The sequence below is a fragment of the Pseudomonas sp. GW822-FHT05A08 genome, assembly GCF_058800485.1.
Genome location: NZ_CM179511.1, coordinates 5,882,884 through 5,898,815, shown reverse-complemented (window position 1 = coordinate 5,898,815; position 15,932 = coordinate 5,882,884). Strand labels below are relative to the sequence as shown.

The following is a 15,932-nucleotide window of genomic DNA, read 5'->3' as shown; positions in this document are numbered from 1 at the left end:
TCCATTCGGCAAGCGTTCTTTTGCAAAAAGGTTTTCAGCCGCGCTTGGCGCTGTAGATGCGAAAACCCTGGCCTTCGGCCTTGATCGAACAAGGGCCGAGATGCTCTTCGATCAGCGGTTGATAACGCAGGAAGCTGTTGGCCACCAGCCGAAGTTCGCCACCGGTTTTCAGATGTTTGGCTGCTTTTCGCAGCAGGTTCTCCGTTGCCTGGTAGTCCGTGTGGACCCCGACATGGAACGGCGGATTGGTCAGGATGGTGTTCAAACCCATAGGCGCGGCATCGATACCGTCACCGGTCAGTACCTCGGCTTCCAGGCCATTGGCGGCCAGGGTCAGGCGACTGCTGGCAGCGGCGAAGGCATCGACATCCAGCAGGGTCACATTGTTATGGGGGTAGCGACGTTTGATCGCCGCGCCCAGAACCCCGGCGCCGCAACCGAAATCCAGCAGGTGGCCGCTGGGCAGTTTGTCCAGGTGTTCCAGCAACAGGGCGCTGCCGCGATCCAGGCGACCATGGCTGAACACCCCCGGCAGGCTGACCACTTTCAGCGGCCCTTCGGCCAACGGCAGTTCATATTCCTGGGCCAGGCTTTCCAGGCTGACGGCTTGTGGCGCGTTGTCGACCGTCACTTGCCACAGCTGGCAGTGCCGCGCGCTGTCGAGCTTGCGCGGTTTGCCGAAGGGGTTGAGCTGCTTGGCCGCGCGTTCGATGCCGCTGCGTTTTTCCCCGACCAGATACAGCTCGCGCCCGGCCAGGCGCGAGGCGAGGGCGTTGAGCAGGTAGTCGGTCAATTCCTTGGACTTGGGCAGGAACAGCACGGCGTTGGCAAAGCCTGGCTCGGGGGCCGTCACGCCGAAGTGGCTGCGCCCGGCGAAGCGTGCATCCAGCGCGGCCTGGTCGCCGGCGTGCCAGCACCAGCCATGGGCGGCCGGCAGGCGGCCGAGCAGGTCATCGGCGGGCAGGCCGGCCAGCAGCAGCGAGCCTTGAAACAAGTCAGCCTGACGAAGCAGTACTTCACTGCGCGGATCCATAATCTGCTCCTGGGAAAAAAGTGGCGCAGTTTATCAACTGACGACCCGCAGCGCTGTACCGCTGAAAAACGCCTGGGCGTTTTCCGCCAGCTGGCCGACGATGCGCTGCCGGGCTTCGCGGCTGCCCCAGGCGGTGTGTGGGGTCACGATCAGCCGCGGGATGTCATGGGCCAGCAGCGGGTTGCCAGCGGTCGGAGGCTCGACGCTCAACACGTCGGTGGCCGCGCCGCCCAGGTGACCGCGGCGCAGGGCGTCGGCCAGGGCTTGCTCGTCGATCAGGCCGCCACGGGCGGTATTGACCACAAAGGCCTGGGGCTTGAGCAGGGCCAGCTCCCGGGCGCCGATAAAGTGCCGGGTGTGTTCGTTGAGCGGGCAGTGCAAGGTCAGCGCATCGACTTGTGGCAGCAATTCATCCAGCGGCAGGCGGTCGGCGCGGGCCGGGCGGCCGGGAATCTGCCCCAGCAGCACGCGCATGCCAAAGGCCTCGGCCAGGCGGGCGACGGCGCCACCCAGCTCGCCATGGCCCAGCAGACCCAGGGTCTTGCCTTGCAGTTCGACGATCGGGAAGTCCAGCAGGCAGAACTGCCGGGCCTGCTGCCAGCGACCGTCGCTGACCGCCTGGCGGTAATCGCCGAGGCGGGTGGCGAGGTTAAGCAGCAGCATGAGGGTGTGCTGGGCCACCGATGGTGTGCCGTAGCCCTGGCAGTTGGCGACGGTGATGCCTTGGGCGCGGGCGGCGGCCAGATCGACATTGTTGGTGCCGGTGGCCGCCACCAGGATCAGTTTCAGCTCGGGGCAGGCGGCCAGGGTTTCGGCATTGAGCGGTACTTTGTTGCTGATCGCCACCTGGGCTCCCTGCAGGCGCTCGACCACCTGTTCGGGGCTGGTCCGGTCATGCAGTTGCAGTTCGTCGAAGCTGTGGCGCAGCGCGCTGAGGTCGAGGTCGCCGAGGTCCAGGGAGCTGTGGTCGAGGAAGACGGCGCGGCGATTGTTAGTCATCAACTGTACCTTTTGCACGAGGGTCTGAAGGCGTAATCTGCCGAGCCTAACAGATGAAATAATTAGATACACAGGAGTGTCCATGTACCTCGCCGAGTTCTTGACCGTCGCCCTTATTCACCTGCTTGCAGTGGCCAGCCCGGGCCCGGATTTCGCCGTCGTGGTGCGCGAAAGCGTGACCCACGGTCGCCGCGCCGGCACATGGACCGCCTTGGGCGTCGGCACCGCGATCTTCCTGCACGTGGGGTATTCGCTGCTGGGTATCGGCCTGATCGTGTCGCAGTCGATCGTGCTGTTCAACGCGCTGAAATGGGCCGCCGCCGCTTATCTGCTGTACATCGGCTACAAGGCCCTGCGGGCGCAGCCGGCCAAGCCTGCTACCGAGAATCTGCACCTGGAAGCTGGCGAGCGCACCGCGCGCGGTGCCTTCACTTCCGGCTTCGTGACCAACGGCCTGAACCCGAAAGCGACGCTGTTTTTCCTGTCGCTGTTCACCGTGGTCATCAATCCGCACACGCCCCTGGCCATCCAGGCCGGTTATGGCGTGTACCTGGCGGTGGCGACGGCTACCTGGTTCTGCCTGGTGGCGCTGCTGTTCAGCCAGCAGAAAGTCCGCGCCGGTTTTGCCCGCATGGGCCACTGGTTCGACCGCACCATGGGCGCGGTACTGATCGCCATCGGGGTGAAGCTGGCCTTTACCGAGATGCATTGAGGCGGTCTTTCTCGTCCAGGTTTATAGGATATTTCTGATCATTAATTGGGATTAATCGTACAATCGTCCGCTTTTATGGCCACTCCGGCAGGTCGAGCCCCTTGACCGTCCGGAGCGCGCGAGACCGGACGCTTGATGACGATACAAAAAGTACCGCAGCAGTTGCTCTATCTGGTTTATGGCGGCAAAGAGGTTTATCGCCATGAAGCGAAGTTCAGCATTCTGACGGCCCTCGACCAGAGCAAGAGTGCCGAGCCGCTGGTGATTCGGGTCATGACCGACCGTCCCGAGGATTACCGCGGCTGGCCGGTGCAAGTGGTGCCGTTGAGCGAGCAAACGCTGGTCGAGTGGCAGGGTGACCAGGGCTACTACCACCGGCGCAAGGCCTGTGCCTTTGCCGCGGGCCTCGTGCTGGCGGACAAGACCCTGTTTGTCGATACCGACACCTTGTTCGAGGCCGACCCGCAGCGGTTGTTCGATCGCATCGCGCCCGGCCGGTACCTGATCGACGAAGACGAGTTTCTCTGGTCCGAAGTCCGTACCCGGCCTGAGTTCGTCAAGCTCGACCGCTATCTGCAGGCCAGCGGTCAGTCGGTAGCCGACGATCAGCGCCTGTTCAACAGCGGGGTTTGTGGCCTGACGGCTGGCGATGGTCCGCTGATGCAAGCCTCGATTGCCTTGATTGACGAGTGGAGCGCCCACATCAAGGACCTGCACACCCTGGAGCAGATCGCCTTGTCATTCGCCTTGCGCGGTCAATCCGTGGGCGAGAGCAAGAGTTGCATCTATCACTACTTCTCCGACAAGGACTTCTTCCACGCCATGCAAGCGCTGTTCTTCCAGCGCCATGGCGAAGCCTTCCGGCCGGAGTTGCTGCGCCTGCAGCGCGAGGTCCCACGGCGTAAACCCTTGCCGTCGCTGTTTCAGCGTTCGCGGATCAAGTTCTACTTGAGGCGGCAGAACAAGGACATGCAAAAAGTCGGACGCGACCTGCTGTATGGCAGCTGCGGCCCGATCTCGCCCTATGTCGAGGCTTGCCGCCATGTCTGGTGGGATCAGGGGCTGCGTCAGATCCAGCGCCGGGGCATGAGCCAGCAGGCGCCGATTCGCGCGCTGGCGCGTGGCGAATGGCCGGCCGGGTTGCCCAGGCCGCGTAACCGCGATGTGGAAAAACGTCTGCGCAGCTACCTGCAACAGCATTTGCAACCGCACGGGGCTACACCCGGGGCTAACTGATGGGGCTGTAATGGGGCCTGGCGCCTTGAGCTGATTCGGGGCGCCGAGCTATTCCCGCGCAGGGTGGCCGAGCAAACGGCTTGACGCTCACGCATGTGCCTTCCCATGGCGAATGTCTGGTCGCGCGAATGCTGGCTTGGAGCTAGCATTCGTACGGCTCTGCAAATCATTCCTTTGGCTGATTTGGCAGAGCCAGCGGCGCTCTAGAGTGAGCGTTCTTCAGCCACGACCGTGCAGTCACGAAAAGGGATGCTTATGTTGCAGACTCGCGTTATTCCGCCAGCCGAAGGCGCCTACCAATACCCGCTATTGATCAAGCGGCTGCTGATGTCCGGCACCCGTTACGAGAAAACCCGTGAAATCGTCTACCGGGACAAGCTGCGTTACAGCTACCCAACCCTGATCGAGCGCGTGGCCAGGCTGGCGAACGTGTTGACGGCTGCCGGGGTCAAGGCCGGGGATACCGTGGCGGTGATGGACTGGGACAGCCATCGCTATCTGGAGTGCATGTTCGCCATCCCGATGATCGGCGCGGTGATCCATACCATCAACGTGCGTCTGTCGCCGGAACAGATCCTGTACACCATGAATCACGCCGAGGACCGCTTCGTGCTGGTCAACAGCGAGTTTGTCGGGCTCTACCAGGCGATCGCCGGGCAACTGAGCACGGTGCAGAAAACCCTGCTGCTGACCGACGGCCCGGACAAGAGCGCCGACCTGCCCAACCTGGTGGGCGAATACGAGCAGCTTCTGGCGGCTGCCAGCACCCAGTACGCCTTCGAGGATTTCGACGAAAACTCGGTGGCCACCACCTTCTACACCACAGGCACCACCGGCAATCCGAAGGGCGTGTACTTCACCCACCGCCAGCTGGTGCTGCACACCATGGGCGTGGCGGTGATCATGGGCAGCATCGACAGCGTGCGCCTGCTGGGCACCAGCGATGTGTACATGCCCATTACCCCGATGTTCCATGTGCATGCCTGGGGCCTGCCTTATGTGGCGACCATGCTCGGCCTCAAGCAGGTCTACCCCGGCCGTTACGACCCGGAACTGCTGGTGGAGCTGTGGCGCAAGGAAAAGGTCACCTTCTCCCATTGCGTGCCGACCATCTTGCAGATGCTGCTCAATGCCAAGGCGGCCCAGGGCACGGATTTCGGCGGCTGGAAGATCGTCATTGGCGGCAGCGCGCTCAACCGTGCGCTGTACGAGGCCTCCAAGGCCAAGGGCATTCAGCTGACGGCAGCCTATGGCATGTCGGAAACCGGGCCGCTGGTGTCCTGCGCTCACCTCAACGAAGAACTGCTGGTGGGCACCGAGGATGAACGCACTACCTACCGGATCAAGGCCGGCGTGCCCGGACCTCTGGTGGAGGCGGCGATTGTCGATGGCGACGGCAACTTCCTGCCGGCCGATGGTGAGACCCAGGGTGAGCTGGTGCTGCGCGCGCCCTGGTTGACCGAAGGCTATTTCAACGAGCCGCAGAAGGGCGCAGAGCTGTGGGAAGGCGGCTGGCTGCACACCGGCGACGTGGCGACTCTCGACGGCATGGGCGTGATCGATATTCGCGACCGGATCAAGGATGTGATCAAGACCGGAGGCGAGTGGGTATCGTCCCTCGCCCTGGAAGACCTGATCAGCCGTCACCCGGCGGTACGCGAAGTAGCAGTGGTGGGGATCCCCGATCCGCAATGGGGCGAGCGCCCGTTCGCCTTGCTGGTGGTCCGTGAAGGGCATGCGATCGAGGCCAAGGAGCTCAAGGAGCATCTCAAGCCGTTTGTCGAACAGGGGCACTTGAGCAAGTGGGCGATTCCCAGCCAGATCGCCCTTGTTACTGAAATTCCCAAGACCAGTGTCGGCAAGCTCGACAAGAAGCGCATCCGCCTCGACATCACCGAATGGCAGGCCAACAACAGCACCTTTCTTTCGACGCTATAAACACCTCCTACCGTGCCCGAAAGGGCACGGTAGAGCCCACCAAGCAAGCGCTTGCCTTGTCAAATCCGAATTTTCAGCCATCCTTGCCGTGCCGGCATTTGCCGGACTGGCGAAAGGACCGTTCCAGAGTGGTTGGAGGCTGCAAATCACACTTTAGAGGGATCAAGCCGTACCACCTGCTGGCTATAGTCCGCCCAAGGATTTTTAAGAACGGGGCAACCGCACAACATGGGGCGATGCAACTTTGAACGATTTCGGGGCTGACTGGGTTCCGCCCGTTCAGAGCGTTTTTAAAAGTGCTCACTGCCATAACAATAAAGCACATGGAGTAGCGTCGATGACATCAGTAAACCAGTTCTGGCGCCGGGCGAAACTGCCTCTGGCCGTCAGTCTCGCCTCTACGCTCGCCGGACCTGCCTTCGGCGTCAGTTTCAACATCGGTGAAATCGAAGGTCAGTTCGACTCTTCTCTATCGCTGGGTGCGAGCTGGTCTACCCAGAGCCCCAACAAGAATCTGATTGGTGTCAACAACGGTGGTCATGGCCTGTCCCAGACCTCTGACGATGGCCACGCTAACTTCAAAAGCGGCGAAACCTTTTCCAAGATCTTCAAGGGCATCCACGACCTTGAACTGAAATACGGCGATACCGGCGTCTTCGTCCGTGGCAAATACTGGTATGACTTCGAGCTCAAGGACGAAAGCCGCGAGTTCAAGGACATCAGCGACAGCAACCGCAAGGAAGGCGCCAAGTCCTCCGGCGGGCAGATCCTCGACGCCTTCATCTACCACAACTACTCGATCGCCGAGCAGCCGGGTTCCGTGCGCCTGGGCAAGCAAGTGGTGAGCTGGGGTGAAAGTACCTTCATCGGCGGCGGCATCAACTCGATCAACCCGATCGACGTATCGGCTTTCCGCCGTCCTGGCGCGGAGATCAAGGAAGGCCTGATCCCGGTCAACATGTTCTATGTCTCCCAGAGCCTGACCGAGAACCTCTCGGCCGAAGCTTTCTATCAGCTGGAATGGGACCAGACCGTCGTCGACAACTGCGGCACCTTCTTCTCCCAGCCGGACATCATCGCCGACGGTTGCAGCGACAATCTGCGCGTGTTGAACAAGCGCTCGACCATTCCGTCGATTGCCCTTGGGCCACTGGCCGCCGCGGGCGTCGACGTCAATCAGGAAGGCGTGCTGGTGCGTCGTGGCCCGGACCGCGATGCACGGGACAGCGGGCAGTGGGGCGTGTCCTTCAAGTACATGTACGAGCCGCTCGACACCGAGTTCGGCGCGTACTTCATGAACTACCACAGCCGTGCGCCGATCTTCAGCGCCACCGGTGCTCCGCAGTCGGTCTTCGACCGTGTCGCGGCCTTGCCTCCAGCGTTCCGCGCCCTGGGCCCACTGGTGGTGGCGGGCAGCTCCGAGTACTTCGTCGAGTACCCTGAAGACATCCGCCTCTACGGCCTGAGCTTCTCCACCACCTTGCCTACCGGTACCGCATGGAGCGGTGAGATCAGCTATCGCCCGAACGCTCCGGTGCAGCTGAACTCCACCGATATCCTGTTCGCCGGTGTTCGCCCCCTGGGCGGCACCCTGGCCAATGCCTCGCTGCTCGACGGCTCCCCGGGTCAGGACCTGCACGGCTATCGCCGTAAAGAGATCACCCAGCTGCAGACCACCTTCACCCACTTCTTCGATCAGGTCATGGGCGCGAGCCGCCTGACCCTGGTTGGTGAAGTCGGCCTGACCTACGTGGGCGGACTGGAAAGCACCTCCAAGGTTCGTTACGGCCGCGATCCGGTCTATGGCCCGGGCGAACTGCCTGCCACCGGCAGCCTGGACACCTGCTCGCAGATCCTCAATACCAGCACCATCAACGGCGCGGGTCCTGGCGCGGCGACCAACAATCGCAGCCGCAACTGCAACGACGACGGCTTCACCACCTCGACTTCCTGGGGTTATCGCGGTCGTGCCATCTGGGAATACAACGACGTGTTCGCCGGTGTGAACCTCAAGCCGAACGTGGCCTGGTCCCATGACGTCAGCGGTTACTCGCCTGGCCCTGGCGGCAACTTCGAGGAAGGTCGCAAGGCCATCAGCCTGGGCGTGGATGCCGAGTACCAGAACACCTACACCGCGAGCCTGGCGTACACCAACTTCTTCGACGGCAAGTACACCACCGTGGATGACCGTGACTTCGTGGCCCTTAGTTTCGGCGTGAACTTCTAAGCACTGCATTTTCAGGAAGAACAAGAATATGAAAGTAACCAAGAGTCTGTTGCAGGTCGGTGTCCTCGGGCTGTCGCTGCTGGCGACCGGGGTCATGGCCGCGGTCTCGGCCGATGAAGCGGCCAAGCTGGGTACCTCCCTGACGCCGATGGGCGCGGAAATGGCCGGTAACTCAGCCGGCACCATTCCGGCCTGGAAAGCCTTGCCGACCAACGCCGGCAGTGTGGATGGCAAGGGCTTCCTGTCCAACCCGTACGCCAGCGAGCAGCCGCAGTTCACCATCACCGCGCAGAACGTCGAGCAGTACAAGGACAAGCTGGCGCCGGGGCAGTACGCGATGTTCAAGCGCTACCCGGAAACCTACAAGATGCCGGTCTATCCTTCCCATCGCGGCGCCACGGTGCCTGCCGATGTGTTCGCCGCGATCAAGGAAAACGCCACCAAGACCAACCTGGTCAGCGGCGGCAACGGCCTGGAAAACTTCAAGACCGCCATTCCGTTCCCGATTCCGAAAAGCGGCGTGGAAGTCATCTGGAACCACATCACCCGCTATCGCGGCGGCAGCGTGACTCGCCTGGTGACCCAGGCGACGCCACAGGCCAACGGCTCGTTCAGCCTGGTGTACTTCCAGGACCAGTTCGTGTTCCGCGACAAGATGAAGGACTACGATCCGGCCAACCCGGGCAACATCCTGTTCTACTTCAAGCAGAAAGTGACCGCGCCAGCGCGTCTGGCCGGTGGTGTGCTGCTGGTGCACGAAACCCTCGACCAGGTGAAGGAGCCGCGTTCGGCGTGGGTCTACAACGCTGGCCAGCGTCGTGTGCGTCGCGCCCCGCAAGTGTCGTATGACGGTCCGGGTACCGCCGCCGACGGCCTGCGTACCTCCGACAACCTCGACATGTACAACGGCGCGCCGGACCGCTACGACTGGAAGCTGGAAGGCAAGAAGGAGATGTACATCGCCTCCAACAGCTACAAGCTCGATTCGCCGCAACTGAAGTACGCCGAGATCATCAAGGCCGGCCACATCAACCAGGACCTGGCCCGCTACGAGCTGCGCCGTGTCTGGCACGTGGTCGCGACCCTGAAGGAAGGTCAGCGCCATATCTACGCCAAGCGTGACTTCTACATCGACGAAGACACCTGGCAGGCCGCGGTGATCGACCACTACGACGGTCGTGGCCAGCTGTGGCGCGTGGCCGAGGCGCATGCCGAGAACTATTACGACAAGCAAGTGCCGTGGTACGCCCTGGAAACCCTCTACGACCTGCAGTCCGGTCGTTACCTGGCACTGGGCATGAAGAACGAAGAGAAATCGGCCTACGACTTCGGCTTCACCGCCACCACCAGCGACTTCACTCCGGCGGCCCTGCGCCAGGATGGCGTTCGTTAACCCGCGGTAAATCGAGGCGCATCCTCGATCGACGCCCCGACTGGTTCGGGGCGTTTTTTATTGTCTGCGTTTTTCTACAAGACCCGGGGTGGCCTCTGGAGCGAGCTTGCTCGCGAAAAATACTCCAGACGATGCCACCTCCCGGTAAAACCGCGCTGCCCTTATCGAGAGCAAGCTCGCTCCTACTGGTACGCGGGGAACGCTGAAAAACCCGGTTGTATTCTTTTTCTATCCATCTGTAGCAAAAATCTTCAACAGGGGGCTTTTTACCGCTAGTCTGCCGACATCTGTATTGCCGACAACAGCACTTCAATAAGAGTTGGCCATGACTGATCTGTCCCGTATCCAGGGGCCTGCCGGTGCGGCCATTCCCGCGCCGGAAGGGCGCTTCTACCGACCTCCCTTGCCCGACGGCTACGTACTGCGGCCGCGTCTGTGCGAGCGCTTGAGCGCGGGCCTCAATGGCCGGCTGCTGTTGGTCAGCGCACCGGCCGGTTTTGGCAAGAGTTCGCTGGCGGTGGAGTTCTGCCAAAGCCTGCCGCCGCACTGGCGCAGCCTGTGGCTGGGGCTCAGTCGCCGGGACAGCGATCCGGGACGTTTTCTCGAGCGCCTGCTTGAGGGGCTGCAACAATATTTCGCCCAACTGGGCAACCAATCCCTCGGGCTGCTGAAGATGCGCCAGCGCCACCAGCCCTTCGCCTTCGAAGAATGGCTGGACGGGCTGCTCGATGAGTTGGCGGCCCATCTTTCCAGTGCTTCTCCCTTGTTGCTGGTACTGGACGATTACCACCTGGCCCAGGGGCCGGTGCTCGATCGCTGCTTGCAGTTCTTTCTCAATCATTTGCCCGACGGCTTGCTGGTGCTGGTAACCAGCCGCCAGCGCCCGGACTGGCACCTGGCGCGTCTGCGCCTGTCGCGGCAGTTGCTGGAACTGCATGAGCAGGACTTGCGTCTGACCTACGACGAATCCCTGACCCTGCTCGACCGGCACAGCAGTTCGCTGCGCGGCGAGGCGCTGGAAAGCCTGATCCTGCGCAGCGAAGGCTGGGTGGCGGGGCTGCGCTTCTGGCTGTTGGCGGCCTCGGAGGCGGGCAGTGGCGCAACCTTGCCGCAGTCGCTGAATGGCGGTGAAGGCCTGATTCGCGATTATCTGCTGGAAGAGGTCATCGATTGCCTGCCTGCCGAAGTGCAGTCGTTCCTCTACGACACGGCGCCCCAGGAACGTTTCTGCATCGACCTGTGCGATGCATTGCGCGAGTCCCACGACAGTGCCGAGATCCTGCGTTACCTGTTGGCCCACCAGGTATTCCTGGTGCCGCTGGACGAGCAGGGGCACTGGTACCGTTATCACCACCTGTTCTCCGACCTGCTGCGCACCCGGCCCACCGCCAACGCGATATTGCCGCCGGCCAGCCTGCACCTGCGGGCCTGTCGCTGGTTCAACGCCCAGGGGCTGCTGGATGAAGCGGTGGAGCAGGCGTTGCGCGCCGGGCACCTGGACGTGGCGGCGAACCTGGTACAGAACCTGTCCGAGGAACAACTGCTGGCCGAGCAGAACGTCGGCATGCTGCTGCGCTGGAAAATGGACTTGCCCGACAGCCTGCTGATCAGCACCCCGCGGCTGATCGTGCTGTACAGCTGGGCGCTGGGGCTGGCGTGCCAGCTGGACGCCGCCGAGGAGCTGGCCAGCCATTTGAGCCGCTTCCTGCCGGCCCCCTCGGCCACCGCGCAGAAATCCATGCTGGCGCAATGGCTGGCCTTGAGCGGGATCGTCGCCCGCGGACGGGGGAATCGCGAGCTGACCCTGCTGTATTGCACCGAAGCCCTGGAAACCTTGCCCCAGAAGCGTTACGGGCAGCGGTTGGTGTGCCTGTCGACCCTGTCCAACCTGGCGATCGCCGATGGCGACCTGTGGCGTGCCCGGGGGCTCAACCGCGAGTCCCTGGAACTGGCGCAGCGGGTCGGCAACCCCTTGTTCGAGGCCCTGGCCCATTACGACCGGGCCCGGGTGCTGCAAGCCCGCGGCGAGATCCTGCGGGCGCTGGATGAGGTCCGCCAGGGCTTGCAGCGCTTGTATGGCCTGTCGGCGCAACGCCTGTACGCGATACGGGCGCGGCTGACGCTGTACGAAGGTTACCTGATGGCGTTGCGCTGCCAGCCCGAGACCGGACTGGCGCGCCTGCGGGCGGGGCTGGTCGAGGCACGGGCCTGTCGCGATATCAGCGTGCTGATCGGCCATTGCGTGATCGCCAACCTGGAAGGTCACAACGGTGAATTTGCCAAGGCCTTTGCCGAACTGGCCGAGGCCGAACGCCTGATGCACATCTGGGACGTACCGCCGATCTACTACCTGGCGATGATCACCCTGGTCAAATGCGAACTCTGGCTGGCCCAGGGCCGCACGGACCTGGCGCAGGCCTGGCTGGCTCGCCTGGGGCAGACCTACACCGGCGACCAGGCCGCAGCGGCGCCGGAATTTCATCCACAGCTGCCGCTGCATATCGAATTGCAGCAAGCCTTGCTCGACAGCATCCAGGGCGAGCCGGCCCTGGCCGAGCAGCGCCTGGACAAACTGCTGGAGCATGGCCGGCAGACCGGGCGGCAGATGCTCAATGTGATGGCGCTGAATCAGAAGGTCGCGCTGTTGCTGGCCCAGGGGCGCGACCCCGAGGCCCGACAGGCCTTTGCCCAGGCGCTGGAGGCTGCCGTGGGCGGGGCATTGCAACCGTTCGAATGGGCGGTGCGGGCGCATCCGGCCTGGGTTCGCGAGCAACTTCAGCAGGGGGCGGCGACGTCATTGCGCCAGACCTTGCTCGAACGCCTGCCGGCCGCCGTGGCACGTGATTCCCTGGAGCAGCATCACGGTGAAGCCCTCAGCTCCCGCGAGCTGGCGGTGCTGCAACTGATCGCCCAGGGCTGTTCCAACCAGGAAATCAGCGATCAGTTGTTTATCTCGCTGCACACCGTGAAGACCCATGCCAGTCATATCAACAGCAAGCTGGGGGTGGAGCGTCGCACCCAGGCCGTGGCCCGGGCTCAGGAGTTGGGATTACTGGGCTGATTGAGCGCTCAGCTGATCTTGCAGGTATCGTCCTCGGCTCGCTCCTGGGGCGAAGCAGGGGGCTCTGCGGTGTTGAAGTCCAGGGTCACGGTGAAGCGCTGTTGTTCGGTGAGGACCTGGATGTGCCAGCCCAGCCTGGCGCACAACTGACGCATCAGCTCCAGGCCCAGGCCGTAGCCGAAGTCGCTGGATTCTTCTGACTGGCTGGTATCACGGATACGGTTGACGATGCGCAGTTGCAGCTGTTCGAAGGTGATTTCGATGCTGCCTTCTTCAGCATATTGCAGGGCATTGCGCAGAAAGTTACCAACCACGATTCGGCAGGCGGTCAGAGGCAGGCGACAAGGCTCGTTGCTGATGTCGAGGATCAGTTCGATATCCCGCTTGCCGATCAGGTAGCGATGCTCCTGGATCAATTCGTTGAACAACTCGGCCATGTCGATGGCTTCTTCCGGCAAGGGTTCAACGCGCTCGCGGCTCATCCACAATAGCGTCTCGGCAATGCGCTGCATGTTCAGCACCGAGCGTTCGATACGCTGCAGAGGCGGGGGCAGGGAGCCCCCGGCCTGCAGGGTCAGCAGTTCCAGATTGGCCTTGAGCACCGCCAGCGGCGTGCGTAACTCATGGCTGGTGTAGCGCAGCAGGCGCCCTTCGCGCTGGCTGGCGGCCTGCACCTGTTGCACGCTCTGGGCCAGGGAGTCGGCCAGGACATTGAACTCCTTGAAACGGAAATTCGGGCGTTGGCTGGACACCTCCTCCGGATCTTTCAGGGTGGTGGACCACTGGGCCAGCCGGCCGAGAGGGCGTACCAGCCACCAGACCAGCAGGGCGATGATGATCAGTGCCGGGATGAATACCGCCAGACTGATGACATTAATGCTGTTCAGTTCGTGATCGAGATAGGCATCCGACAACGGGGTCTCGACCTCGCCACCTTCTTCATGGTCGTGGTCGACATCGAACATGTAGAGGATTTTGCCGTCACCCAGGGGCTGGGCCAGGATCGCTTTGACTTCATCCTGTCCATCGGCGTCCAGTTCACCGAACACCTGCACGGCGCCGAAGGACAGGGTTGGCGGCGTATCCAGTAACTGGCGAATTTTCGGCGGCAGCGCTTCCTTGCCGATAACGCTGCTGAAGAAATAGTTCTGCGGCGGGGCAAGGCTTGGGTCTTTCTTGTAGTGCCTGACGAAATACAGGGCTTCTTCTTCCATCATGGCGCTGGCGGTATAGAGCAGGCCTCGGATGCTATAGCTCGATAGCAGCTGGCTGTAGATCAGCAGCACCACGGCGATCAACAGCAGGAAACTGCCGCTGATCACCCATTTCAGACTCAGGCCTTTACGCATGGGGTCCTCAACTGCACACCGACGCCAGAAATAGTGTGGATCAGCGTTTGGCTGAAATCCTTGTCCACCGCCTTGCGCAAGCGGTGCATGTGCACCTTGAGGGTGTTGCTGTCCGGCGGCTCGTCGCCCCAGACCGTCGCCTCGAGACGTTCGCGCCCCACCGGCTCGGGACTGGCACGCATCAGGCATTCCAGCAGGGTCCAGCAGGTGGGCGACAGGTGCAGTTCCTGTCCGGCGCGACTGACCTTGCGGGTGGACAGGTCCATGGTCAGGTCGGCCACTTGCAGGCGGCTGGCCTGGCCGCTGCGCCGCAGGCTCAGGGCGCGGATCCTGGCTACCAGTTCGGCCAGTTCGAAGGGCTTGACCAGGTAATCGTCGGCGCCCATGGCAAAGCTGGCGAGCTTGTCCGGCAGGGCATCCAGCGAGGTGAGCATCAGGATCGGTGTCTGTTTGCCCTGTTCGCGCAGCTGTTTGCACAGCTGTTGGCCGTCCAGGCGCGGCAGCATGATGTCCAGCAGGATCACATCATAGTGTTGGCTCAGCGCCAGGTTCAGGCCGGTCTGGCCATTACTGGCGTGATCGCAGACGATCCCGGTGATCTCCAGGTATTCGATGACGGTGTTGGCCAGGTCGAGGTTGTCCTCGACCAGCAGCAGGTGGATATGCACGGGAACGTCCCCTTGGACCTGTGTCGCTCAGTGGCCCAGAGGATAACGGAGCCGGCGCGTTTTTTACCGATGTTTACCTGGCGTTAACCTGTCGGACTCTAGGGTGGCGGCTTTTACACCAAGAGAGCGCCACCATGAACCTGTCTCCTGTCGTCAAAGGCATTCTGCTGGTCTTGATTGTCATCGGCCTGATGGCCTGTGCCTTGTCGCCCGGCACGTCTGTGGCGCGCCTGGGCGGGGGTGGGCCGCTGTCAGGGTTCTTGACCGGGAATGGGGGCGGGCTGGCAGCAGGATCGGGCTCTATTGCCTATGCCTTCTGAAAAGACCTGCGCGGGTTACACCGACCAGTTGGTGTTGTGCCTGTTGCTGATTCTTTGCGTGGCGCTTGCGCTGGGTACCTATATCGTCCGGCTCAATGCGCGTATCGATCAACAGCGTGAGCTGTCGCCGGTGCATCTGCTGGAGTGCGGCAACGGGCGCGGGGCTTTTATCGTCGATCCCCACGGCCGGCGCAGCAGCAGTGACAATTGCTATCTGATCGAAGAGGATGAGTAGCCGATGTAGCGGCCCCAGGAAAATCCGGCACTGAGTTCAAGCGCAAGAAACGTAGTTCTTGCGCTTGAATGTCGATCTACAGTGCAGGCGTACCGAGATGAAGGCCAGGTCCGGGCCTGATCTCCCTGGAAGATAAAGGAGGCTTACCATGTCCTGCGTATTCAAATTGATCAACTCGCCCGTCGGTCAACTGACCCTGGTTGCCAGAGGCACGAAGCTCGCCGCGATTCTCTGGGAGAACGAACGCGAAAACAGGGTGCGTCTCGGCCCGTTGCAGCCTGCCGACGATCATCCGGTCTTGCTGGAAACCGAACGCCAGCTCAAGGAGTACTTTGCCGGCAGCCGCGATCGCTTCGAACTGGAACTGGACTTTGTCGGCACCGAGTTCCAGCGCAAGGTCTGGCAGGCGCTGCTGACCATTCCTTTCGGTGAAACCCGCAGCTACAGCCAGATTGCCGCGCAGGTGGGCAGTCCCAAGGCCGTGCGCGCAGTCGGTGCGGCCAATGGCCGGAACCCGATCTCGATCATCGCGCCTTGCCACCGGGTGATCGGCGCCTCGGGCAGCCTCACCGGTTTTGCCGGCGGCCTGCAGGCCAAGCAGTTTCTGCTGGCGCTGGAAGGCGAGGAAACCCTGCAGTTGGCGTTCTGACTGTGAATGATTGCCGTCCCGGGGCGTGGGCGGCAGTTGTCGTTGTCTGCATTGCGCGGCAAAGCTGCGGCTGCAAGCTGTGCGAGAATGGCCCATCGATTTCTTCAGGAAC

General features: G+C 62.4%; 13 protein-coding genes. 9 read left to right on the top strand and 4 right to left on the bottom strand.

The window, feature by feature from the left end:
- Nucleotides 1-34: 34 nt before the first annotated feature.
- Nucleotides 35-1,033 (bottom strand): methyltransferase, encoded by a 999-nt coding sequence (locus AC3RCP_RS26545; RefSeq protein ID WP_101339064.1) that lies wholly within the window; start codon nucleotides 1,031-1,033, stop codon nucleotides 35-37.
- A gap of 33 nt (nucleotides 1,034-1,066) precedes the next feature.
- Nucleotides 1,067-2,032, bottom strand: a complete 966-nt coding sequence (locus AC3RCP_RS26540) for a 2-hydroxyacid dehydrogenase (protein WP_101339063.1) — start codon at nucleotides 2,030-2,032, stop codon at nucleotides 1,067-1,069.
- An 82-nt stretch (nucleotides 2,033-2,114) separates the two neighbouring features.
- On the opposite strand from AC3RCP_RS26540, the gene AC3RCP_RS26535 reads away from it, so the two are divergent.
- From AC3RCP_RS26535 to AC3RCP_RS26510, 6 genes are all read left to right on the top strand, one after another.
- Nucleotides 2,115-2,744, top strand: coding sequence for a LysE family translocator (locus tag AC3RCP_RS26535; protein ID WP_007928409.1), 630 nt, complete (start codon nucleotides 2,115-2,117; stop codon nucleotides 2,742-2,744).
- Nucleotides 2,745-2,879: 135 nt separating this feature from the next.
- Nucleotides 2,880-3,980: a hypothetical protein gene (locus AC3RCP_RS26530; RefSeq protein ID WP_101339061.1), complete on the top strand. Its 1,101-nt coding sequence runs from the start codon at nucleotides 2,880-2,882 to the stop codon at nucleotides 3,978-3,980.
- 255 nt (nucleotides 3,981-4,235) lie between these two features.
- On the top strand, nucleotides 4,236-5,918 hold the full coding sequence (locus AC3RCP_RS26525; protein WP_101339060.1) for a fatty acid--CoA ligase: 1,683 nt from the start codon (nucleotides 4,236-4,238) through the stop codon (nucleotides 5,916-5,918).
- Nucleotides 5,919-6,255: 337 nt separating this feature from the next.
- Nucleotides 6,256-8,145: a DUF1302 domain-containing protein gene (locus tag AC3RCP_RS26520; protein WP_101339059.1), complete on the top strand. Its 1,890-nt coding sequence runs from the start codon at nucleotides 6,256-6,258 to the stop codon at nucleotides 8,143-8,145.
- A 28-nt stretch (nucleotides 8,146-8,173) separates the two neighbouring features.
- The gene (locus AC3RCP_RS26515; protein ID WP_007928419.1) at nucleotides 8,174-9,538 is read left to right on the top strand and encodes a DUF1329 domain-containing protein; all 1,365 of its coding nucleotides are present in this window, start codon (nucleotides 8,174-8,176) and stop codon (nucleotides 9,536-9,538) included.
- Nucleotides 9,539-9,863: 325 nt separating this feature from the next.
- Entirely contained in the window at nucleotides 9,864-12,599 is a 2,736-nt protein-coding gene (locus AC3RCP_RS26510; protein WP_492570723.1) for a winged helix-turn-helix domain-containing protein, read from the top strand.
- A gap of 8 nt (nucleotides 12,600-12,607) precedes the next feature.
- On the opposite strand, the gene AC3RCP_RS26505 is transcribed toward AC3RCP_RS26510, so the two are convergent.
- Together AC3RCP_RS26505 and AC3RCP_RS26500 are read right to left on the bottom strand one after the other, a co-directional pair.
- Nucleotides 12,608-13,948 carry a sensor histidine kinase gene (locus AC3RCP_RS26505; protein ID WP_007928421.1) on the bottom strand — a complete coding sequence of 447 codons (1,341 nt, stop codon included), beginning with the start codon at nucleotides 13,946-13,948 and terminating at the stop codon, nucleotides 12,608-12,610.
- Nucleotides 13,933-14,616: a response regulator transcription factor gene (locus tag AC3RCP_RS26500; protein ID WP_101339057.1), complete on the bottom strand. Its 684-nt coding sequence runs from the start codon at nucleotides 14,614-14,616 to the stop codon at nucleotides 13,933-13,935. Before AC3RCP_RS26500 ends, AC3RCP_RS26505 begins: the two co-directional genes overlap by 16 nt.
- Nucleotides 14,617-14,750: 134 nt before the next feature.
- Here AC3RCP_RS26500 and AC3RCP_RS26495 point away from each other — a divergent pair, with 134 nt between their 5' ends.
- The 3 genes from AC3RCP_RS26495 to AC3RCP_RS26485 all read left to right on the top strand — a co-directional run bounded on the left by AC3RCP_RS26495 (nucleotide 14,751) and on the right by AC3RCP_RS26485 (nucleotide 15,820).
- A complete protein-coding gene (locus AC3RCP_RS26495; protein WP_087092015.1) occupies nucleotides 14,751-14,936 on the top strand; it encodes a hypothetical protein in 186 nt (61 codons plus the stop codon).
- Entirely contained in the window at nucleotides 14,926-15,171 is a 246-nt protein-coding gene (locus AC3RCP_RS26490) for a hypothetical protein (RefSeq protein ID WP_172963001.1), read from the top strand. The genes AC3RCP_RS26495 and AC3RCP_RS26490 overlap by 11 nt, the downstream gene beginning before the upstream one ends.
- A 148-nt stretch (nucleotides 15,172-15,319) precedes the next feature.
- A complete protein-coding gene (locus tag AC3RCP_RS26485) occupies nucleotides 15,320-15,820 on the top strand; it encodes a methylated-DNA--[protein]-cysteine S-methyltransferase (RefSeq protein WP_009045529.1) in 501 nt (166 codons plus the stop codon).
- Nucleotides 15,821-15,932: the final 112 nt, after the last annotated feature.

Bases quoted from the DNA above. Each gene is read 5' to 3' on its own strand.
- AC3RCP_RS26545 (WP_101339064.1), bottom strand. From the start codon at position 1,033: ATGGATCCGCGCAGTGAAGTACTGCTTCGTCAGGCTGACTTGTTTCAA.
- AC3RCP_RS26540 (WP_101339063.1), bottom strand. From the start codon at position 2,032: ATGACTAACAATCGCCGCGCCGTCTTCCTCGACCACAGCTCCCTGGAC.
- AC3RCP_RS26535 (WP_007928409.1), top strand. From the start codon at position 2,115: ATGTACCTCGCCGAGTTCTTGACCGTCGCCCTTATTCACCTGCTTGCA.
- AC3RCP_RS26530 (WP_101339061.1), top strand. From the start codon at position 2,880: ATGACGATACAAAAAGTACCGCAGCAGTTGCTCTATCTGGTTTATGGC.
- AC3RCP_RS26525 (WP_101339060.1), top strand. From the start codon at position 4,236: ATGTTGCAGACTCGCGTTATTCCGCCAGCCGAAGGCGCCTACCAATAC.
- AC3RCP_RS26520 (WP_101339059.1), top strand. From the start codon at position 6,256: ATGACATCAGTAAACCAGTTCTGGCGCCGGGCGAAACTGCCTCTGGCC.
- AC3RCP_RS26515 (WP_007928419.1), top strand. From the start codon at position 8,174: ATGAAAGTAACCAAGAGTCTGTTGCAGGTCGGTGTCCTCGGGCTGTCG.
- AC3RCP_RS26510 (WP_492570723.1), top strand. From the start codon at position 9,864: ATGACTGATCTGTCCCGTATCCAGGGGCCTGCCGGTGCGGCCATTCCC.
- AC3RCP_RS26505 (WP_007928421.1), bottom strand. From the start codon at position 13,948: ATGCGTAAAGGCCTGAGTCTGAAATGGGTGATCAGCGGCAGTTTCCTG.
- AC3RCP_RS26495 (WP_087092015.1), top strand. From the start codon at position 14,751: ATGAACCTGTCTCCTGTCGTCAAAGGCATTCTGCTGGTCTTGATTGTC.
- AC3RCP_RS26490 (WP_172963001.1), top strand. From the start codon at position 14,926: ATGCCTTCTGAAAAGACCTGCGCGGGTTACACCGACCAGTTGGTGTTG.
- AC3RCP_RS26485 (WP_009045529.1), top strand. From the start codon at position 15,320: ATGTCCTGCGTATTCAAATTGATCAACTCGCCCGTCGGTCAACTGACC.